This is a genomic window from Streptomyces sp. DG2A-72, from assembly GCF_030499575.1.
Lineage (GTDB): Bacteria > Actinomycetota > Actinomycetes > Streptomycetales > Streptomycetaceae > Streptomyces.
The window spans coordinates 3,757,573-3,778,191 of sequence record NZ_JASTLC010000001.1; the positions used below are offsets into that span (position 1 = coordinate 3,757,573).

Annotated in this window: 16 protein-coding genes and 1 pseudogene; 9 read left to right on the plus strand and 8 right to left on the minus strand. The window is 67.5% G+C overall.

Annotated features, from left to right (window positions below):
- The first annotated feature begins 50 nt into the window (after positions 1-50).
- Positions 51-836 carry an SAM-dependent methyltransferase gene (locus QQY66_RS17755; RefSeq protein WP_301981338.1) on the plus strand — a complete coding sequence of 262 codons (786 nt, stop codon included), beginning with the start codon at positions 51-53 and terminating at the stop codon, positions 834-836.
- Between the two features lie 19 nt (positions 837-855).
- Here QQY66_RS17755 and QQY66_RS17760 read toward each other — a convergent pair whose 3' ends face one another.
- Together QQY66_RS17760 and QQY66_RS17765 are read right to left on the minus strand one after the other, a co-directional pair.
- Positions 856-1,569, minus strand: coding sequence for a YidC/Oxa1 family membrane protein insertase (locus QQY66_RS17760; protein ID WP_301981339.1), 714 nt, complete (start codon positions 1,567-1,569; stop codon positions 856-858).
- Between the two features lie 96 nt (positions 1,570-1,665).
- The gene (locus tag QQY66_RS17765; RefSeq protein WP_301981340.1) at positions 1,666-1,980 is read right to left on the minus strand and encodes a DUF6412 domain-containing protein; all 315 of its coding nucleotides are present in this window, start codon (positions 1,978-1,980) and stop codon (positions 1,666-1,668) included.
- 217 nt (positions 1,981-2,197) lie between these two features.
- Between QQY66_RS17765 and QQY66_RS17770 the strand changes: the two genes are divergently transcribed.
- Complete coding sequence (locus tag QQY66_RS17770) at positions 2,198-3,037, plus strand: alpha/beta fold hydrolase (RefSeq protein WP_301981341.1); 840 nt, start codon at positions 2,198-2,200, stop codon at positions 3,035-3,037.
- Between the two features lie 90 nt (positions 3,038-3,127).
- Here QQY66_RS17770 and QQY66_RS17775 read toward each other — a convergent pair whose 3' ends face one another.
- Entirely contained in the window at positions 3,128-3,895 is a 768-nt protein-coding gene (locus QQY66_RS17775; RefSeq protein ID WP_301987368.1) for a class E sortase, read from the minus strand.
- 230 nt (positions 3,896-4,125) lie between these two features.
- On the opposite strand from QQY66_RS17775, the gene QQY66_RS17780 reads away from it, so the two are divergent.
- Positions 4,126-5,598, plus strand: a complete 1,473-nt coding sequence (locus QQY66_RS17780) for a beta-1,6-galactanase (RefSeq protein ID WP_301981342.1) — start codon at positions 4,126-4,128, stop codon at positions 5,596-5,598.
- Positions 5,599-7,385: 1,787 nt separating this feature from the next.
- On the plus strand, positions 7,386-8,393 hold the full coding sequence (locus tag QQY66_RS17785; protein ID WP_301981343.1) for an SEC-C domain-containing protein: 1,008 nt from the start codon (positions 7,386-7,388) through the stop codon (positions 8,391-8,393).
- Positions 8,394-9,491: 1,098 nt separating this feature from the next.
- Here the strand turns inward: QQY66_RS17785 and QQY66_RS17790 are convergent.
- Together QQY66_RS17790 and QQY66_RS17795 are read right to left on the minus strand one after the other, a co-directional pair.
- The gene (locus QQY66_RS17790) at positions 9,492-10,964 is read right to left on the minus strand and encodes a DHA2 family efflux MFS transporter permease subunit (protein ID WP_301981344.1); all 1,473 of its coding nucleotides are present in this window, start codon (positions 10,962-10,964) and stop codon (positions 9,492-9,494) included.
- A 12-nt stretch (positions 10,965-10,976) separates the two neighbouring features.
- Complete coding sequence (locus tag QQY66_RS17795; RefSeq protein WP_301981345.1) at positions 10,977-11,669, minus strand: NADPH-dependent FMN reductase; 693 nt, start codon at positions 11,667-11,669, stop codon at positions 10,977-10,979.
- Here QQY66_RS17795 and QQY66_RS17800 point away from each other — a divergent pair.
- The 5 genes and pseudogenes from QQY66_RS17800 (at position 11,656) to QQY66_RS17820 (ending at position 15,914) form a co-directional block, all read left to right on the plus strand.
- Positions 11,656-12,069 (plus strand): MerR family DNA-binding transcriptional regulator, encoded by a 414-nt coding sequence (locus tag QQY66_RS17800; RefSeq protein WP_301981346.1) that lies wholly within the window; start codon positions 11,656-11,658, stop codon positions 12,067-12,069. The two genes, QQY66_RS17795 and QQY66_RS17800, sit on opposite strands and share 14 nt — an antisense overlap.
- Positions 12,070-12,243: 174 nt before the next feature.
- Positions 12,244-12,953: pseudogene (locus QQY66_RS17805) on the plus strand (transposase family protein).
- Between the two features lie 244 nt (positions 12,954-13,197).
- Complete coding sequence (locus tag QQY66_RS17810; protein ID WP_301987370.1) at positions 13,198-13,581, plus strand: very short patch repair endonuclease; 384 nt, start codon at positions 13,198-13,200, stop codon at positions 13,579-13,581.
- Positions 13,582-13,685: 104 nt separating this feature from the next.
- The gene (locus QQY66_RS17815) at positions 13,686-14,675 is read left to right on the plus strand and encodes a DNA cytosine methyltransferase (RefSeq protein WP_301987372.1); all 990 of its coding nucleotides are present in this window, start codon (positions 13,686-13,688) and stop codon (positions 14,673-14,675) included.
- 78 nt (positions 14,676-14,753) lie between these two features.
- Positions 14,754-15,914, plus strand: a complete 1,161-nt coding sequence (locus tag QQY66_RS17820) for a DNA cytosine methyltransferase (protein WP_301981347.1) — start codon at positions 14,754-14,756, stop codon at positions 15,912-15,914.
- Here QQY66_RS17820 and QQY66_RS17825 read toward each other — a convergent pair.
- The 3 genes from QQY66_RS17825 to QQY66_RS17835 are packed head-to-tail and all read right to left on the minus strand — an operon-like array spanning position 15,911 to position 19,904.
- A complete protein-coding gene (locus tag QQY66_RS17825; RefSeq protein WP_301981348.1) occupies positions 15,911-16,801 on the minus strand; it encodes a DUF6339 family protein in 891 nt (296 codons plus the stop codon). The genes QQY66_RS17820 and QQY66_RS17825 overlap by 4 nt on opposite strands.
- Before the next feature lie 2 nt (positions 16,802-16,803).
- Positions 16,804-17,787 carry a hypothetical protein gene (locus QQY66_RS17830; protein ID WP_301981349.1) on the minus strand — a complete coding sequence of 328 codons (984 nt, stop codon included), beginning with the start codon at positions 17,785-17,787 and terminating at the stop codon, positions 16,804-16,806.
- A complete protein-coding gene (locus QQY66_RS17835) occupies positions 17,784-19,904 on the minus strand; it encodes a helix-turn-helix transcriptional regulator (RefSeq protein WP_301981350.1) in 2,121 nt (706 codons plus the stop codon). Before QQY66_RS17835 ends, QQY66_RS17830 begins: the two co-directional genes overlap by 4 nt.
- Between the last annotated feature and the right edge of the window lie 715 nt (positions 19,905-20,619).

Genomic DNA, 20,619 nt, shown 5'->3' on the forward strand with positions numbered 1-20,619 from the left:
AAATCCAACTACGCTCCTGCGCACCGAAGTTGATATGCGAAGCTATGGCCATGAGCGCCGAGGAGATCGACACCAGCCGGCCGCACCCCGCGCGGATCTACGACTATCTGCTGGGCGGCAAGGACAACTACGAGGTGGACCAGGTCGCCGGTGACGCCCTCGCCGCCAAGGCGCCCGAGGTGCGGATCAGCGTGCAGGCCAACCGCGCGTTCCTGCGGCGCGCCGTCCGGTATGTCGTCGACACCGGTGTCCGTCAGATCCTCGACATCGGCACCGGGCTGCCCACCTCGCCGAACGTGCACGAGATCGCCCACGAGGCGGCGTCCGACGTACGCGTGGCCTACATCGACAACGACCCGATCGTGAAGGCGCACGCCGACGCGCTGCTCAGTCAGTCCGGCGCGACCAGCATCGCGCTCGGGGACCTGCGCGACCCGCAGGCGATCATCGAGCACCCCGATGTGCGCCGGATCATCGACTTCGACGAGCCGGTCGCACTGCTCCTCGTCGCCATCCTCCACTTCATCACCGACGCGGAGAAGCCCGCGCAGATCGTCGCCACCCTGCGCGACGCGCTCCCGGCCGGCAGCTACCTGGTGCTCTCGCACGCGACCGGCAACCTCGCGGACCGCCGCGACGCCCAGGCCGTCTACAACAACGCCACCGCCACCATGAACCTGCGCACCCGCGCCGAGGTCGAGCGGCTCTTCGACGGCTTCGAGCTGGTCGAGCCCGGCGTGACCCAGGTCCCGTTCTGGCGCCCGGACACGCCGCCGCCGGCCCGCGCCGCCGAGATCGGCTTCTACGGCGGAGTGGCCCGCAAGACCACCGGCTGACCGGCTGACCGGCTGCTGCTCAGCGGTACAGCGCTGCCCGCTCCACCGCACTCCACGTCGTACTGGTCACCACATACAGCGCGGCGGCGAGCGGCACCACCGCCACCGTGATCAGCGTGAAGAAGGACATGAACGGCATGACCTTTCTCATCGCCCCCATCCCGGGGACCTGTCCACCGTCGGCCACCGGTACCGGGGCGCCCGCGGCCATCATCCGCTTCGTCCGGCGGTAGTTGAACACGGCGACGGCGGCGACCAGCCCGAACAGCCCGACGTACACCAGCCCCGCCGCCCCGAACGCCCCGCCGTCAGCGAGGGCGTCCGCCCAGCGATGGCCGAGGGGCGCGGACAGCAGCTCATGGCCCAGCAGTTGGTTCGCCTCGCCGCCGATCGTCGGGTTGGAGAACAGGTGGTAGAGCAGAAAGAACGCGGGCAACTGGAACAGCCCGGGCAGACACCCGGCCAGCGGTGACACCTTCTCCTCGGCATGCAGGTCCAGCACGGCCCGCTGGAGCCGCTCCGGGTTCTTCCCGTGCTTCTTCCGCAGCTCGGCGATCTTCGGCTGCAACTCCGTACGCGCCTTCTGCCCGCGCGCCGCCGCCCGGGACAGCGGATGTACCAGCAGCCGTACGAACGCGGTGAACAGGACGATCGCGGCGGCGGCCGCGGAGGCGTGGAAGAGCGGTTCGAGCAGCTGCGCCAGCTGCTCGACCAGGTTGGCGAAAACGGACATGGCTGAGCCCTCCGTGGGGTCTCGTCGTGCCGGTCAGGGATGGCGGCATGACGACCCGCGCGGGGTCACGAACTGGAGAGAAAAGGGGTGCGTGCCCTACGCGACGGCCGTCGGGAGGGCCTGTCCGGGCGCCCGGGGCCGGGTGCGCCCCCTGGCGTCGGGATCGCGTTGCGGCAGGAACGCCGTACGAAGGTCGCGGTCGCGGATGGCCGTACGCACCCGGGTGGGCGGCACGGCGGGTGCGCAGCGCGCGACGAGGAGCGAGCACGCGGCGAAGGCGGACCCGGCGGCGGCGGTCGCGGCGAGGGCGACGGTGGCGGAGAGGCTGCCCGTGTCGAGCAACGCGACCTGGACGAGCAGAAGCAGCAGGACGAGGGCGGGACGCAGGCCGGTCCGACTGCTGCGGATCACTGCGGCTCCCCCTCTCGCTCACGTGCTCGCACTACTCGCGCTACTGGTCTCGTTCGTTATACAGGATCCGTCTCGAGCGGCTGCAGCAGCCTCTACGTCCGGGAGGGGTGCTTCGGGAGAGGACGTGAGGGGCCGCCGGGAAGGTGCGGACGTGCGTACGGCGTTGGTCCGAGGGAACGGATGTCTGGATCCACGCCCACCGAGAGGAACCACACCGTTGACTGAATGGCAGTTGCCCCAGACCTTCCGCAGCAGCTCCGGGAGCGTCCGCTGGGACAGCCTCGGACCACCCGGCCAGAACCCGGTCGTCCTCCTCCACGGCACCCCCTTCTCCTCCTACGTCTGGCGCGCGGTCGCCCGCGGACTCGCCCGCCGGCACCAGGTGTTCGTATGGGACATGCCCGGTTACGGGGAGTCGGAGATGTTCGCCGGACAGGACGTCTCCCTGGCCGCCCAGGGCCGGGTCTTCACCGAACTCCTGGCGCACTGGGGCCTGACGGAACCTCTGGTGGTCGCCCATGACTTCGGCGGCGCCGTCTCCTTGCGGGCCCATCTGCTGCACGGCGCCCGCTACCGTGCGCTCGCCCTGGTCGACCCGGTCGCGCTGGCGCCCTGGGGTTCCCCGTCCTTCCGGCTGCTCGGCGAACACGCCGAGGTCTTCGAGCAGTTGCCGCCCGCCCTGCACCGCGCCCTGGTGCGCGAGTACGTGAACTCGGCCAGCAGCCCCGGCCTGCACCCGGCCACCCTCGACCGCCTCGTCCGGCCCTGGCTCGGCGACCCCGGCCAGGCGGCCTTCTACCGGCAGATCGCCCAGGCCGACCAACTCCACACCGACGAGGTCCAGCACCGGTACGCCGAGATCGACATCCCGACCCTGGTCTGCTGGGGCCAGGACGACACCTGGATCCCCCCGGCAAAGGGCCAGGAACTCACCACCCTCATCCCGGGCGCACGGCTGGAGCCCATCGCGAGTGCGGGCCACCTCGTACAGGAAGACGCACCCGCGGAACTAACAGCGGCCCTGCTCCTCCATCTCCAGCATCACGCGGCCCCGTGAGCGCCCCGTGAGGGGCGCGGGGAACTGCGCGACCAGCCACAACGGCGCCGCAGCCAACCGACGACCCATCCCGGCACTGACAGCGGAGCGTCACCGTGGCCGCATCGACAGCAGCTTCCCCCACACCACCAACCGGTACTTGGACGTGTACTCGGGAGTGCAGGTGGTGAGGGTGAGGTAGTAGCCGGGGTCGGTGTAGCCGTGGCCGGGGCGAACCGTGCTGCTCGGCACGGGCCGGATGACGCCGGTGTCCCGGGCGGAGGTCTGCGCGAGGGTCCGGTCGACGGCGTACGTGTAGACGGCGTCCTCCGTCTCCACCTGAACCTCGTCGCCCCGGCCGAGCCGGTTGACGTACCGGAAGGGCTCGCCGTGGGTGTTGCGGTGCCCGGCGAGCGCGAAGTTCCCGGCCCGGCCCGGCTGTTGGGTGCCGGAGTAGTGGCCGACGTATCCCTTGTTGAGGACGTTCTGCTTGCTGGTGCCCTCGGCGACGGGGACGCGGAGGTGGAGGCGGGGGATGGTGAGGATGGCGTAGGCCTGGGACCAGTCCGGGGCGGCGGACGGCGCACGTCGTGCGGCGGGCTGCCGCCGGGGCACGTCGGTCTTCTCAGCCCCGGCTGACGACGTACCGGAATCGTCCGGAGCGCCACCGCCCTCCGGCGCCCCCCACTCCCGCTCCAGCGCCTCCACCTTCCGCTCGGCGCCGACCTTGGCCTGCCGATTGGTCCACCACAGCTGATGGACGACCAGCAGCAGGAGTACGACGCCCACGGTGACGAGGGCCTCGCCGCCCGCCCACACTCCGCGCCGCAGCAAGACACGCCGCCGCCGGCTGCTGTGCTGCACGACGAGAACCCGCATCATCCATGACCTCCTTCGCCGGGGCCGCCCGCACGATAAGGGCCGGGGCGCGAGGTCTCCAGACGTATGCGCGTCCGGTACGCCGAACACTTCCTCCACAGGTTTGAGAAAGGGCTGTCGGAACCCTCGACAACCTCACGCGCCACACCCGATGCTTCCTGTCGGCATGCATGGGACAAGCCACGACGCCGGTTCGACGACGACCGGCCGTTGAGCGAAGCGGAGAAGTCATGATCCGACGCAGAACTCTGCTGGCGGCGACAGGCGGCGCACTCGTCGGCAGCGCCCTGGCGACCGGCACCGCCCACGCGGACGCCACCATCGCCGTCAACCCAGGTACCAGCTACGGCACTTGGGAGGGCTGGGGCACCTCGCTCGCCTGGTGGGCCAACGTCTTCGGCGCCCGGGACGACTTCGCCAACCTCTTCTTCACCACCAAGTCGGTGACGTACAACGGGACTTCACTCCCCGGCCTGGGCCTCAACATCGCCCGCTACAACCTCGGCGCGTGCAGTTGGAACAGCGTCGGCGGCGAGTCGATGGTGAAGTCGCCCAACATCCCCGCCTTCAAGCAGATCGAGGGCTTCTGGCAGGACTGGAACAACGAGAACCCCACGTCCTCCGCCTGGGACTGGACGGCGGACGCCAAGCAGCGCGCGATGCTGGTGAAGGCGACGCAGCGGGGTGCGGTGAGCGAGCTGTTCGCCAACTCCCCCATGTGGTGGATGTGCAAGAACCACAACCCGTCGGGAGCAGCGGGCGGCGCCAACAACCTCCAGACCTGGAACTACCGGCAGCACGCCTCGCACCTGGCGGCCACAGCCCTGTACGCCCGCAACAACTGGGGCGTGAACTTCGCGACGGTCGACCCCTTCAACGAGCCCGCCTCCACCTGGTGGACCGACACCGGCACCCAGGAGGGCTGCCACATGGACCCGGCGGTCCAGGCGGCCGTACTCCCGTACATGCGAAGCGAACTCGACGCGCGCGGCCTGACGGGCATCAGGATCTCCGCCTCCGACGAGACCAACTACGACACCGCCCGCTCGACCTGGTCCTCCTTCAACTCGTCGACCAAGGCCTTGGTGAGCCAGGTCAACGTCCACGGCTACCAGGGCTCGGGCGGCCGCCGGGACCTCCTCTACACGGACGTCGTCACGACCTCCCGCAAGAAGCTGTGGAACTCCGAGACCGGCGACAAAGACGCGACCGGCCTGACCATGGCCTCGAACCTCTGCTACGACTTCCGCTGGCTGCACCCGACGGCCTGGTGCTACTGGCAGGTGATGGACCCGAGCACGGGCTGGGCGATGATCGCGTACGACGCGAACACGCTCCAGCCGACCACCATCCAGACGAAGTACTACGTCATGGCCCAGTTCAGCCGCCACATCCGCCCCGGCATGACGATCATCGACACCGGCGTGAGCTACGCGGCAGCGGCGTACGACGCGTCCGCGCGCCGCCTGGTGATCGTGGCGGTGAACACGTCATCGGCCGCCCAGACCCTCACCTTCGACCTCTCCCGCTTCTCCACGGTGTCGGGCGGCTCCGGCGGCCTGGTCCCCCGCTGGAACACGGCAACCGCGGGCAGCGACCGCTACCGCGCCTACTCGGACACCCGCCTCAGCGGAAAGTCGGTGAGCGTGCCGTTCGCGGCGGGCGCGGTGCAGACGTTGCAGGTGGACGGGGTGACCTTGTAGCGACGCCGGCGCCCTCCTCCGAGATCACCGAGGAGGGCCATGGCCGGCGACGGCTGTGAGGGGCATGTCGCCGGGGCGGGGCGGGGGCGTCGCCCGGGCCGACCGTGCCGGGAACCCTCGGGCGCGGGTGGCCGCAGGTCACCGGCGTGCTGTCGGCGTCGCTGGAGGACCGCGCCCGGCAATCGAAGATCAAGCGGCTGCATCGCCGGCGACGGTGCCCCCGCTCCCCGCTGACGGCCGACCTCCTGCCACCGCGTGGCGCCCCCACACGACTCGGGCCAACTGGCGGCGCGGGGTACACCGTCCGGTGGCTTATGACTGCCACCACGTTAGTCATATAACCCGATTCCCTATGAATTCCACTATCCAGCCCTTGGTGCTGACCAGCCGTCACAAGGCCCTGAACCAAGTCGAGGAGAGTGGATCACATGACGACATCGCCACGATGGCGATCTGTCCTGGCATCAGCCGCCACAGCCGCCGCGCTCGCCGCAGCCACCCTGGCGACCGCGGCACCAGCCAACGCCCAAACCAGCACCCCACAGCCGCCCCACCCGGCGAAGCCCGCGTACCCGGCCAAGCCGGTCCACCCGGCCAAGCCGGTCCACCCGGCCAAGCCGGACCATCCGGCGAAGCCCGCCCACCCGGTTAAGCCCGCGTATCCGGCGAAGCCCGACCACCCGGTTAAGCCCGCGTACCCGGCGAAGCCCGACCACCCCGCTAAACCCGCCCACCCGGCCAAGCCCGCATACCCGGCCAAGCCCGTCCACCCGGCCAAGCCCGCATACCCGGCCAAGCCCGACCACCCCGCCAAGCCCGCATACCCGGCTCACCCCGCGAAGCCGGCCCATCCAGATCACCCCGCAAAACCTGCCTACCCGGCCCACCCCTCCAAGCCCGCCTATCCAGACCACCCGGCAAAGCCCACCAAGCCGGAGCACCCGACGAAACCTGCCTACCCGGCCCACCCCAGCAAGCCCGATCACCCAGCAAAGCCCGCTTACCCAGCTCACCCGGCAAAGCCCGCCTACCCGCAGCACCCCGCCAAGCCGGCACATCCCAGGAAGCCTGACCACCCAGACCACCCGGCAAAGCCCGCTTACCCGGAGCACCCGACCAAGCCCGCCTACCCCGCAAAGCCAGCTCATCCGGAGCACCCGGCGAAGCCTGCGTACCCGGAACACCCGGCGAAGCCCGCTTACCCAGAGCACCCCACCAAGCCAGCCTACCCCGCAAAGCCCGCCCACCCGGAGCACCCGGCGAAGCCTGCGTACCCGGAACACCCGGCGAAGCCCGCTTACCCAGAGCACCCCACCAAGCCGGCCCATCCGGAACACCCCACGAAGCCCGCGTACCCGGAGCACCCCACCAAGCCCGCACACCCGGCCCACCCCACCAAGCCGGCCCATCCGGAACACCCGACCAAGCCGGCGTACCCGGAGCACCCCACCAAGCCCGCACACCCTGAGCACCCGACCAAACCGTCCCACCCGACGCATCCCACAAAGCCCTCCCACCCCACGAAGCCGGAACACCCGCACCACGCGAAGTCGGAGCACGGGGAGGAGCACGACTGACCGCTGCCGCGACGCCAGTGGCAGCCAGGCCTGCGCCTGCCCATCCGGCCACGGGCCACGGGCCACGGGCACCCAGCCCTCGCCCCCCGGCCAAAGCGCAGCCGAAGCCGATGTCACCGATCGCCCGCAGTGCCGGGCCCGGACCCCCGGGCCCGGCGCCGGCCTGCCCACAGCTCACCTTCGTCACCGACCGGCGCTACGGTGTCCCCCATGCGCCCCGACACGCCTGCCGAAAACGTCGACCACGCCGCCGAAGCGGCCCGCCTCGAGCGGACCGCCGGCCTGTACCCCGAGGACGCCGAGGCCCTGCTCCTGCAGGCCGCGGCCCATCTGGAACTGTCCGGCGACCGACCCGCCGCGACGACGCTCTACGACCGCCTGCTGTCCTCGTCCGCCGGGCTGGAAAACCCGTACCTGGTACGAGCACTCAAGGCATCGAACCTCTGGGAGTACGGCCACGAGGCCGAAGCCAGGGCCATCATCGAGGGAGTCCGCACAGCGTCCCCCCGCGACCCGGCCCCCTGGGTCATCGTCGCGGAGGCCCTGGAATCACACGACGAGCTGGAGCAGGCGCAGGAGACGTTCACGGAGGGCGTACGCCTCCTCCTCACGGACGTACCGGAGCCCCCGTACGCCACACACCCCCTCCTCTTCGGCCGCCACCGCGTACGACGCATGCTGGGCGCCGGCCACGACGAGTGGGACGCCCTCGCGGAAAGCGTCCACACATCACCGGTCTCCCTGGACGAACTCCACGACCCGAAGCGGGTGTGGTCCCTGGGCTCGGACGACCCGGCAGAACTGCGCGCGGAGATCTCGCGGCTGCAGGCGGAACTGGGCACATACAGGGCGGCCCTGTCCCGCCCCTTCCCGGTGGCCGTACTGCACTGGCCGGCGACCGAGCTGGCGGAACTGATCGCCGCCTACCCCACCCTGGCCACGGAGTACCCCTCCCACGAGGAGCACCTGGCGACGATAGAGGCCTCCCTCCGCGAACTCGCCTCCTCAGGCACCCCGAACCTGGGAATCGTGACGGGAACGGTCCCGTCGTACGAAGCATTCGCGGCATCGGAAGGCGCCTCCCCCGCAGACCCAACGCTCCTCCCGCAGTACGCGACCACCCTCGCAGCCCGGGGCCGCGCGGTGGAGTGGCCACCGCAGGGAGGCGTCTGCTGGTGCGGTTCAGGTCAGACCTACGGGGACTGCCACGGGTCGTAGACCCGACACCGCGCGGCACAAGATTCTTCGGCCGTAGCCTTCCGGCGGCCCAAGTCAGCGCATCCTCGTCTTGGGCCCTGGGTAGCCAGCGTGGTGACACAGACCGGTGACGAGGTCGACGCCCTCGCCCGCCCAGACCGGCGGGGGTGAAATCACGGCGTGATCACCACGGCGTGATCACCCCCTCGCGGCTGATCCCTCCAGGCGGGCGAAGGCGAGGATGTCTGGGAGTGCGTCATGAGATGACCTACGGGACGACCCGCCCCCACCCACGAACCGATCGCCGCTAAGCCGCCCCGGCGTGCAGGCGAGACGCAATCGCGCCCCCAACCCCGGCCCAGCCCACAGCCGACCCCACCGCAAACCCACCTAGGCCACCCGCCTTTCCGGGCCGCCCGCTCGCTTCCAACCCGTGCTGGAGCGGCCCGTGTCCAGGGTGGCCCGGAGGGCCATCGGCGCAGCCGACGCGGAACGCAGCGCAGCGGAGTGAAGTGCCCTTGACGCGGGCCGCGGAAGCACGACACTGCCAAGAAGCGGGCGGCCAACGGCAACCACAACGACGCTGCAGTGCCTCAATCCTCCGCAATGCCTAGGTTCCGCGACCGGGACGGTCGGCCAGGTTTCCTTGCGATGTTGGCTGACCACCCAGTCGGGAGGGTGTAGTGCCAGCCTTCCTGCCATTGGAACGGCGCGTCGACCAGGTCTTCAATCAGGGCGCCTGCCAGAAGGCAATCAAGGACTCACCTATTGGCCGAGTGGGCAATGATCAGGACACGCTGACCGCTCCAGCCGACGCCTAGATCTCCGAGGAAGTAGACAAGCACGTGAAGCTCCGGGCGGACAGGTTGATCTTGGTCGACAACCCATCTACCAGGAGCTTCACCCATCTCTCCACCCAGCCCCCCCCCGCCTCAACACCGCAGGCCACGAACGAGATTGCAAAAGGCCTCACTGTCAACTCGTCTGGGATCAGCCCCGGCATCTGTCCCTACGCCCTTATCAGGCACCTCCTTCAGCACTCCAACATGCCGGGCACTTCGAAGAGCGCTGGGTTCAACGCGGGCAAGATGATCTGCCTGGGAAGGGGTAGCCACAAGCTCACCGGACCAATGGGCGGCTCGTGCGTTCGGGTGCCGGGGTTCGCATGCCCCAGATGGTGGCCACGAAGGCGACGAGGATGAGTGTGGCGGGGGTGGCGTAGCTCAGGCCGATGGTGCTGGCGAGCTGGTGGGCCAGCGGTGCGCGTTCGGCCGGTTCGAGCGCGACGATGGCTGCCAGACCACCATGCCCGTCGGGGTCGAGGCCGTCGACGCGGGCGGTGATGAGCAGCGTGATGGTCGATGCGACCAGGGCGGTGCCCAAGGCGTTGCCGAGTTGGGAGAACAAAGCAAGCACGGTGGAGGCCTGGGGCAGTTCGGGTCCGTCGAGACTGCGGGTCGCCGCGACCATGGTGGGCATCAGGGTGGCACCTGAGCCAACGCCGACCAGAATGCTCAGCGCACCGATCACCAGGTAAGGAGCGTCGAGGCTGAGCGCGATGCCCAGAGTGACGGCGCCGGTAAGGGCGGTGCCGGTGCCGAGCATGATGACGCGGCCGGGATGGATGCGGTCGATGATACGGGTGGCGATTTGCAGGGTGAGCCCGACGGCCAGGCCGGCGGGAACGGCGAGGATGCCGGCGACTGAGACCGGGTCTCCGCGGACTCCCTGGACGAAGGCGGGGAGGATGGAGCTGGCTCCGAAGTAGCCGCCCGCGAAGCACAACGTGATCACGGCCCCCGCGGCGATCTCGCGGCGGGCCAGCAGCCGGACGTGCACGAGTGGGTGTGCGATGCGCAGACTGCGGCGGGCGAACCCGGCCAGCAGCGCGAGCCCGGCCAGGACCGAGACGCCCGTTGTCAGGGTGACGCGCCCCGAGTCGCCGATGGAGGTGCAGGCCAGCACCAGCCCGACGCATCCGGTGGTGACCATGAGCAGGCCGGGCCAGTCCACGCGGGCGTGGTCTTCGCTGCGCTGAGAGGCGGGCAGGTGGCGCAGGCACAGGATGAGGGTGAGGACACCGAGGGGTAGGTTGATCCAGAACAGCCACCGCCAGGAGGCTGCATCGACCAGCAGACCGGTCAAGGGTGCGCCGAGGGCCGGGCCGATGAGGATCGGCAGCCCGACCAGGCTCATGATCCGCCCTCGATAGTCCTTGGGCACTGAGCGCATCGCGATCGCTGTTCCGAGGGGGTTCAGCACACCGCCGCCCAGCCCCTGGAGCACCCGCAAGGCGATCATGGTTTCCACGTTTGGGGAGAACCCGGCAGTGACCGAGGTGAGAACGAACATCGTCAGGCCGGCGAGGTAGACGCGGCGATCTCCGAACCGGCCGGCGAGCCACCCGGTCAGCGGGATGACCGCGATCAGCCCGAGGATGTACCCGGTGGTCATCCAGGCGCCTCGGGACAGTGTGGTTTCTAGGTCGGTGACGATCGCCGGCAGGGCGACGATCGTCACGGTTGTGTCGATGATGACCAGCAGTCCGGCGAAGGCCAGGACCAGTCCGACGCTGCGTGCGCGCGTATCCATGCCGAGTTTCTCTCAGGCGGGGAAGGGACGGTTGGTACGGGCGTCGGTGAGCACATCGGACCACCAGCTCAGCTCTGCCAGGGCGCTGGTCAGGGCCTTGGTCACACTGTCGGCGGGCACGTAACGCTCGGTGTCGTCCAGGCTCTCCCACGGGGCGGGCAAGCCCATGCATCGGCGGGTGGTGATCATGTTCAGCTCGGCCAGCACCCCGCGCAGGTGGTCGATCGCGGCGTGCCCGCCCTGGACGCCGTAGGCGACGATCGTGGCGGGTTTGAGCTTCCACTCCTGGTAGTGCCAGTCGATCAGCCGCTTCAGCGAGGCAGGGTAGGAGTGGTTGTACTCAGGGGTGATGAAGACGAACGCCTCGGCGGCCTCGATACGTTCGCCCACCGCGGTTTCCGGCCCGCCGCCAGGGTAGAGCTGACTGTCGTCAGGCAGAGAAATCTCGATCAGGTCGATCAGGTCGACCTCGACGCCGCCGGTCTGGTCGAGGGCGGCGACGACCCAGTCGGCGATGGTCGGGCTCATCCGTCCGTCACGGACGCTGGAGGAGATCACCGCGATCCGCTTCCGCGCCGGCGCCGAGGTGGTGGATGGGCTGCTTGGGTGCTGTGTCTGTGTGGTCACGTCCATCACCCTGAGGGTTAAACATATGTTGAAGTCAAACCGGACCGGGTATACCGTGATATCCATGGCGATCACCACACCGCGACCTGCCCCTCCTGCGGCCGTTCCTGCGGGCGGGGAGTTCACGGTCAGCGACGTCGCCGCTGAGAGCGGCGTGGCGCCCTCGGCCGTTCGGTTCTACGAGAAGTACGGCGTGATCACCGCGGTGCGCACCTCGGGCAACCAGCGCCGTTTTGACGAGTCCGCGGCCTGCCGCATCCAGATCGCCAAGCTCGCCCAAGGCGTCGGTCTGACCGTGCGGGAGATCGCCGATCTGTTCGCCGATCTTCCCGCCAACCCCGAGATTGACGACTGGGATCGGATTGCCGATCAGCTGATCGCCGAAGCGGAGGGTCGCGTGGCGCAGCTCAAGGCCTTCCTCGCAGAGATCAGAACCGGTGACAAGCTCTGCGATATTGGGGCGAACCTCAACACCTGATCGCCCGGACTGACCCTGGCCTGGGCGACTCCGCCCTCGTTCAGACTCAGTGAGGCCTTTTGCAACCTCGTTCGTGGCCTGCGGTGTTGAGGCGGGGGGCTGGGTGGAGAGATGGGTGAAGCTCCTGGTAGATGGGTTGTCGACCAAGATCAACCTGTCCGCCCGGAGCTTCACGTGCTTGTCTGCCCATCGGGGATCGATCTTTCCAGTTCGGCTCTTCGTCGTCTCTCCGGGCTGCTGGCTGCTCGGCGCTTGGAAAGGGGGACCCGGTGGCGGCGTCTTCCCGTCGGCCGGCAGGCTCTCCTGGTCATGGCCCATCTGCGGTGCGGTCACACATACGCACAGCTCGCAGCCGGTTTCGGCGTCGGCATCACCACGGTGTACCGGTACATCACCGAGGCCGTGGAGATCCTCGCGGCCCTCGCCCCGGACGTGACCGCGGCGGTCGACTCGGCGGCCGGCAAGGCATTCGTGATCCTGGACGGGACACTGCTGCCGATCGACCGGATCGCCGCCGACCGGCCGTACTACTCCGGCAAGCACCACCAGCCCTGCCCGGAGCCGTCCACGACATACGCGCCGCCCGCACCCACGGGATCATCGACGCCCTGACCAGCGCGAACATCCCCTGCTGGGCCGACAAGGCCTATCGCGGAGCCGGCGGCACCGTCCGCGTGCCCTACTAGGGACGGTGGGAGACGCTCTCAGCCGGCCAGAAGGCCCACAACCGCTCCCACGCGAAGATCCGCGCCCTCGGAGAACAAGCCGTCGCCACCCTGAAGTCCTGGCAGCTGCTGCGGAAACTACGCTGCAGCACCACCCGCATCACCGACCTGGTCAAAGCCGTCCTCACCCTCCACATGACCAGCTCGAACCGAAGTTGAAAAGGCTCATTGTCCTCGGTGATCGAATGAGCCTCATAGACAATGTCGACGGCCATAGCGGCTCCGTTCCGGTCGTGATGTAGGCCGCGTACGCGCGCGGCGGGCTCCGACCAGCGGCTACAGGACGGCCTTCGGCTCCTCGCGGATGCCCGGGGATGGTCTCCACTCACGCAATGCCTGGGCACGCCGGCACAATGCTCACGTGTCAGATGCCATCCCGTCCTCCCCCTCCGTTTCCGCCCGCATGAGCAGACAAGGCTCACGCAACACGGCGCCCGAGGTGGCGGTACGAAAGCTCCTGCATGCCGCCGGTCTCCGTTACCGGGTGAACGTGCCGGTGCCCGGCATACCTCGCCGCACGATCGACATTGTCTTCCCCAAAGCCAAGATCGCAATCTTCCTGGACGGATGCTTCTGGCATGGGTGCCCGCAGCACGCGACGCACCCCAAGTCGAACGCGGAGTGGTGGCGTACCAAGCTGGGCAAGAATATGGCTCGTGATCAAGAGACCACCAAGCACCTAACCACCGCGGGGTGGACGGTGCTGCGCTTCTGGGAGCACGAGGTGCCAGCCGAAGTAGCAGAGGAGGTCAAGGCTTCCGTTCTGCGACGCATGGGCGAGAAATGAGCCACAGCGCGATGTCGAGTCACGTGCACTCGCCATCGACATCGCCGATGATCACGCCTATCGTCTTGGCATATTCGTTGATCCACTGGAACGGGGAGGCCTTGATGGGGCGGTTGACGTCTGTCGACGTTTGTTCAGGGGCGGGGGGACTGGCCTTGGGCCTGGAACGCGCCGGCTTCGATCCGGTTCTCCTCCTGGACAACAAGCCGATTGCCTGTGAAACTCTGCGCCGCAATCGGCCGAAATGGAACGTCGCCGAGATGGACCTGCTGCAGTTCGACCCGATCGAGAACCCGGAGCCATATGATCCGGATGCCTTCGACATCGACCTGCTCTCCGCCGGGTTGCCGCGCGTCAAGTCGTCAGCGACGACAAAGCGCGTGGAAACCGGTCTCGAATTGCACCTGCTGCGAGCCACGGTCCTGCTGGCGGCCCACGTAGTCCAACCAAGGGCCCTGTTGATCGAAAACGTACCGGACCTCGTGACGGCCCCGGAATTCGAAGAGGTCCGCGACTTCATACAAAGTGAACTCGTACACCTCAAGTACAGATTTAACTGGTTCGTCCTGAATGCTGCCGACTTCGGTGTTCCGCAGGATCGGAAGCAAGGCGTGCTCGTCGCCCTGAAGGATCGCTTCTTCGATCAGTTCCGCCCACCGACCCCCACCGTGACTCGTCACATGACGGCCGGGGAGGCCCTACTGCCCTCCATGTCGGCACGTGGCTGGCACGGCGCCGAAGAATGGGCGACACAAGCCAACCGTGTGGCTCCCACTCTCGTGGGCGGATCCGACAAGCGCGGGGGCGCCGACCTCGGGCTGACGGGCACGAAGAAGGCTTGGGCCCAGATGGGCATCAACGGCGGGGCATTGAGCGACGAGGTACCGGGGTCGGACGGCACCCAGGAGTCGGACACCTCTGGATCTCCGCTGAAGAAACTGACCGTGGAGCAGACGGCCGTGCTCCAGTCCTTCCCCGACGACTGGGTCTTCGCGGGCAAGAAGACGGCCCGATACCGCCAGATCGGCCACGCCTCCCCACCTCCCGTCGGCGAGGCTCTGGGCAGGGCAATCGCCGACGCGCTTCGGAGCTGAGCACCCGACGAAAGCCGCTCTCGGCCCCGGCTCCGAGGTATGGCCCGAAGATCATCCTCCGCCGGCTACACTTCCGCCATGACCCCCGCGCAGCCTCAATCACCCCAGCATGCACGCTTCCACATCGTGGACTTGTTCGCGGGGCCCGGAGGGCTGGACATCGCGGCGGAGGCTCTCGGACTCTCGAGCATCGGGGTCGAATGGGACGCGGGCGCGTGCGCGACGCGCAGGCGGGCCGACCTTCTCACCGTTCACAAGGACGTTCGTGAGTGCAAGCCCACCGACTCCGACTTCGAAGGCGCCAACGTTCTGGCAGGGGGCCCGCCCTGCCAAACGTTCACCGTTGCCGGCCACGGTGCGGGACGTCGAGCCTTGGACACCGTCCTGGAATTCGTCCAGCGTCTCGTCGATCGTGACAAATGGTCAAATATCGCGACAGATCTGGATAAATTGAAGGACGAGCGCACCGGATTGGTTCTGCAACCTCTCCATTGGGCTCTGGAAGCCATCGACAATGACGACCTCGATCCTTATCACGCCATTGTCCTGGAACAAGTCCCGGCGGTTCTTCCGGTATGGGAGGCCTACGCCAAAGCGCTCAACGACGAGTACGAAACCGACTGGGGTGTCCTGCGGACCGAGGAATTCGGAGTGCCGCAAACGCGCCGACGGGCCGTTTTCATCGCGCGGCGTCGTGTCACCAGTCAGGCGTCTCATGACCAGCAGCCGCTCAAGCTACCCAAACCGACGCACGAGCACTACCGCGGCGGAAAGAGTCGGCCGGACCGGACGGACGATGGTCTCGCCATGGGCGATGCGGTGCCGAAGAAGTGGGTGAGCATGGCAGAAGCGCTGCCGGAGCGTCCTGCGCCGTTCACCGTGATCTCCAACTACGGCACCGGAGGCGACCCCAAGGCTCGAGGCCAGCGTCGCTCCGATCAACCCGCAGCGACGGTCACGGGCAAGATCTCACGCAATCGCGTGGTAGGGCCGAACGGCACTGATGACCGCTTCACGTTCTCCGAGGCAGGTCGTCTCCAGACGTTTCCTGCCGAATATCCGTGGCGGGGCAAGGACATCTCCCAGCAGATCGGCAACGCCGTACCGCCACGACTCGGGATGCACATCCTCAGCGCGGCGCTCGGCCTCGGCCGCCCCTCGGAGGACGCCCTGAACAGGCTCGCCACGTGGCAGCCACCGCTGAAGGAGGAGGGGGACTCACTGCCCTCGGAGTCCTAGTCCCCGTCGGCTCCGGAACTCCCCCGCACTCTCGCGTATTCGTCGAAGAGTTCCTCGAAACAGCTGACGAGAGCGTCGATCGCGTCCGAGGGCACCGGGCCGTCGTCGGGCCCCTTCGGAAGAACCTTCCGGGGCACCGGAGGGGCGGAGTCAGCCTCCCGGATCCACTCCCCCAAGAGGCTGCCGTCCCACGTGTCGTCCTCGGCGAGGACGTCGTACATCAAAGTGCTCGCGGCGCTGTTCGCCGCCCTTGCCAAGGCGTTCACCTCGCGCCCGGTGTTCACCTTCTTCTTGGCAATGAGCCGTATGAACGCTTGGGCAGTGGGCCGGTGATCGATGATGTCCAACCGGAGGACCGTGTTGAGGATGTCCTGGTTCCCGCAGGCCACCTCCACTGGGCCGTAGTCGCTCCCGTCCCGGAACAACTCGGCGGCCCACCACAGGCGGGAGAACGTCTGGGTGTAGTGCGCCCCGCGGAACCGGCTCGCCGCGACCATGGAGGGAAGGCCTTCCTTGCCCTTCGGCGGCTGGTGCCGCCACACCACGTAGTCAGGGGCCACAGCGAGCGCAAGGAAGTTCCATAGCCTGCTGTCGGCCGCCTCTCTCCGTGTGAGGCGAAGCGCCGCGTGCAGACGAGGAGCGAGCCAGGCGTCCGCCCTGGTCGAAACATCGTGCCGATAGAGGTGCATCACGTCGTCGATGAGATCCCGTATCGGAACGACCTCCGATCGTGCCGTCATGTCGTCCATCGGCTCGGTCAGCTTGTTCAGGGCGATGTAGGGCGGAGACTCATGGCCGGAGAGAACTCCCATGCTCAGGTACTTCGCCGCGTTGATGTCGGAGAGCAGCGCCAGTCTCTCGGGCAGGTGCTCGGGTTTGTCGGTCATGCTCAGCTCTCCCGCTGGGACACATCGAGGGTCCGAATCGCCGTCCCCAGGTTTCTGGCCACCTTCGCACGGCGAACGGCCGCGTAATTGATGCGTGGCTGAAGCTCGTTCCAGGCCGCGGACTCGGCGCGACGGAGGTGGATCTCACGCAGTGCGTCGGGTTCGGAGTGGTCGGGAAGGACATCGGCGAGCATTCTTCGCAACACACCGTCCCGCCAGCCCCCGGGCCATTGCGGCCCGCCCTGCTCATCCACTTCCAGATCGCTGACGAGGGAGTGGAAGACCGCCGTCCACACATCGGCGGCGATCTGCGCAGCGAGCATGTCACGTACCGCTCTCTCCAGTGGACTGCCCGCCGAGTTGATGAGTTCGGAGATCCCCTCGAAGCCCGTGTTCAAGTGAACGGTGGGAAGGTCGCCCGAGGTCTCCACAATCCAGGGGGCGTCCTTGAAGGGGCGCAGCCATTCGGGACCGGTAATGAAGTCGACCTCGTTGACGACCATTTCACGCTGACGCATGGGCGTACTGGCCGTCAGATCGACGATCCAAGAGGCATCGGACTCACCGATCACTCGTCCCCGCACCCCGTCCACCGTTGCCACAGCCGCGACGGACAGCTCGGCCCTGCTCCGGTATGCCGACCGCCAGAAGCGCAGATGCCCGGTCCAGGTGTCTCCTCCCCCCGCACCCTGCTCAAGCCGGGCCGTCGTACGGGAGTTGGTCGCCTTCTCCGTCAGTACGGCGATGACCGAAATCTCGGTCCACGGGCCCTCTGCGAGTTCCTTGACGGGCAGGGTCGCCGAGAGCCCGAGCCGGACGCTCTCCCAGTCGTGCCGTTCCGCCTGGTGCAACGCCACGACCTGTTCCTGAGTGGAGAAGCTTCGTGTGTCCAGGTCGTGTTGATAGCGTCCTTCGAGTTCCTGCCGAACTCCCGTTACGGCAAGGGAGAGTTCACCGGTCAGTCTCCGGTACGGATAGACCTTCACGCGGAGATCTCCCTCGACTTCTGCAGTTCGACGATCAAGCCGGCCAGTTCCGCGCGAACGGGGTGCGTGGACACATCGGTGAGCGCGCTGAAAGACGCAGTGCGGGCGCCTGCCTTGAACCGGAGCCTGCCCTCCACCAGTTCACAGTTCTGTCCCGCGACGATCTCCGCCCACCCGACGGAAGGACGACCGCCTGACCGTACGTCGAACTTCGCAACAGGCAGCAGGAGCCAAGGGTCCTGACTCACTGGCAGTTTGACCTCTGCCCTCACCCGCCACGCACCCGAGGCGTCGAGCTCCGCGTCGAGGCCACGGATCGCCGGGACTTTTCCGCCACGAGCGGCTGTGGGAACCGTCGTCCCCGTTTCGAGCCCCAGCAGATCACGCAACACATGGGAACCGCCCTTGCTCTTCTCCCTGGAGCGTCCGACCAGATCCCGCACGGCTGTATTGGCAGCTCGCGTGAACTCGCTGATCCGGCGATGCGCGGTGGCCGAGTAGAGCGCGCGCAGCTCGTCGGTCTGCCCCCACTTGTTGTGTTCCGGCGGCTCGGACGCCCGTAGGAACGCCTCGGCACGATCCGCGTTGTCGGCGTCGTCCCCAGCTGCGTGGCCTGTGAGCAGCACGGCTTGGAAAGGGTTGGTGCCCAAGGGTAGATCGGGCACCCTGGCCGACCTGATCACCATGCGGTTGCCCCGCATGGCGACCATCTGGTTCGGTTTGCCGTCGAGGTCCTCGGCCGACGTGATCAGCAGGACCGCTTCGTGCTCGACCGCTCCCCCGCTCTGACCTCGTCTCGGAGGCACCTTCAACGGCACGCGCATCTCGGCCACCTGCCCCGTCTCCGTCAGACGGTCGACCGTTTCGCCGTCGAGATACGCCTTGAGCGCACGGGTCCGGGACGGCTGCTCCTTCCGCGGCTCGACACGTTCCTCGTCGATGACCACCTTTCCGTTGCGCACAGTCCGTACGGACGCCTCCAGCAACGGTGCCTTGTCCCTACCGGCGGTCATGGCGGCCCAGAAGTTGCGGCCGAGGGCCTGCACCAGGCGCTCGTGCATCGACTGGACCGTCTCCTCGTCGGCCGCGTCCTCACCGCTCGGTGAGTCGTCCGCCAGGCTCGCCACGTCGTGCGCACCGACGATCAAGAAGGAGGTGCCCGGGGCGGAACTCTCTCGTGTGAGGTGCAGCCTCTCCACTGTCTCTTCGTCCGCCCACCACGAGCGGGCCACTTCTTCGCTTCCGGGCGCGGTGTCGGGTTCGCCGAACCAGGCGGGACCCGCCCAGGGGGAGTCGTCTACAACACGCCACGGCAGTTCCAGCCGCCCGATGAGACGCCGCTCCGTCCGTCCCTCGTGGGGCACGGAGAGGGTGGAGTTAATGAGGACCATCCCGAGCCGGCTCGCTGCCCAGAGCGTGGCCTTGCCCAGTCCGTACGACCCACCGGCGCTCGCATCGGATTTGCGACTGTCGAGTTGCCGTCGAACAACGGCGGCGAATCTGCCGTCCTCGTAGTCGTCACCGGTGAGGCCCGACGCGTTGTAGTCGTCGACCCGTAGCAGGATCAGTCGATCACGCTCGTACATGTCGCGGAGTCCCTCGGCGATGACTCGCCCGACCTTCTGCTCCTGGGCGGCTGCCGCCTCGTAGTGGGGAAAGAGGTCGTCCCAGGCGACAGCCTCACGGAAGCGGGCGAGGGATTCGCCGGTCAGCTCGTGCAGTGTGTAACGGACGCGTACGGGCTTGGTGCGGTCGAGCCGTTCGTCCAGGCTGTTCTGCGTGGCCTCGCGGGCCAGAATCTCGACGTCGGCCTCGAAGGCGAAGGTGGCGGCGTTTCCGAAATCCCGACCGCCGTCGGCATAGGCGGGGCGGTGGTACCAGGAGACCGGGCGGCTGCTCACCACGTCGGTAGTCCGTGTGTGCACGCTGACGTGATCGATACGGAACACCTCGGCGATGGCCCGCATTGTCTCTTCACGAGGAGTCGCTCGACCGGTGATCCACGCCGAGACCGCGGCTCGGGTCAGACCGAGCTGCTCCGCGAGGTCGGCCTGGTTCATCTCCGACCGGCGCAGCTGCCGTGCGAGCCACGGACCGAAGTCCTCTCCGGTGTCCACGTAGGACTCCCCCCTTTTGGTCGACCGCAGGTCGCCGTCAGCCTAGCACGAGCCATTTGACACTCCGAGATCGCGACAATCTTTGTTGACACACGTAGGTGGTCACCCTTGAAAGGTCGCTACACAGATTCGTGCATAAAAGTCCACTTTTTCACCCTTTGATCCTGATTCGATAGGCCTCCGACTTCACGATCGGACGCCCGAATCCCGCTTGTGGAGCAAGGAGAAACGGTCTTGCATCCCCTTGTCGAACCTCCTAGGGTTTCCAGCAGCACCAGTGGCCCCAGCAAAAACGGAAAACATCCACGGGGAGGGTCTGGTTCCGCATGCCTACACACTTCGACATGCCAGCAGGAGCTCAATTCCGTACCACCTGACACAAAGACCTGACCCACACAAATAAGGGGCCATTCATGCCGAACGACACCGGCGACTCATCCGGACCGAATTCCGACACGCCCGAAATCGCAAGAATGCGGCAAATCGTCACCGAATATGACTCCTGTGAGGACCCGTGGCTTAAGTCTGAATTGCTCGGAGCATACGGTTTAACTCATGACGTCATCATGAACTACCGGAGGATTATCGCTCGCGCCGACCTCCGCGCCTCCACCTCGCCCACCATCTCCAACGAGCGGACCCGCGCGCCTCGTCGAATCCGGGTTCGACGCGCCCCGTCCGCGCCTTCTTCCCGAGCGTACGACACGACTCGGCC

Coding starts and splice junctions, on each gene's coding strand:
- QQY66_RS17790 (WP_301981344.1), bottom strand. CDS start 10,964: ATGGATACGCGCGCACGCAGCGTCGGACTGGTCCTGGCCTTCGCCGGA.
- QQY66_RS17755 (WP_301981338.1), top strand. CDS start 51: ATGAGCGCCGAGGAGATCGACACCAGCCGGCCGCACCCCGCGCGGATC.
- QQY66_RS17820 (WP_301981347.1), top strand. CDS start 14,754: ATGACCCCCGCGCAGCCTCAATCACCCCAGCATGCACGCTTCCACATC.
- QQY66_RS17785 (WP_301981343.1), top strand. CDS start 7,386: ATGCGCCCCGACACGCCTGCCGAAAACGTCGACCACGCCGCCGAAGCG.
- QQY66_RS17780 (WP_301981342.1), top strand. CDS start 4,126: ATGATCCGACGCAGAACTCTGCTGGCGGCGACAGGCGGCGCACTCGTC.
- QQY66_RS17810 (WP_301987370.1), top strand. CDS start 13,198: ATGAGCAGACAAGGCTCACGCAACACGGCGCCCGAGGTGGCGGTACGA.
- QQY66_RS17800 (WP_301981346.1), top strand. CDS start 11,656: ATGGCGATCACCACACCGCGACCTGCCCCTCCTGCGGCCGTTCCTGCG.
- QQY66_RS17825 (WP_301981348.1), bottom strand. CDS start 16,801: ATGACCGACAAACCCGAGCACCTGCCCGAGAGACTGGCGCTGCTCTCC.
- QQY66_RS17775 (WP_301987368.1), bottom strand. CDS start 3,895: ATGCGGGTTCTCGTCGTGCAGCACAGCAGCCGGCGGCGGCGTGTCTTG.
- QQY66_RS17815 (WP_301987372.1), top strand. CDS start 13,686: ATGGGGCGGTTGACGTCTGTCGACGTTTGTTCAGGGGCGGGGGGACTG.
- QQY66_RS17760 (WP_301981339.1), bottom strand. CDS start 1,569: ATGTCCGTTTTCGCCAACCTGGTCGAGCAGCTGGCGCAGCTGCTCGAA.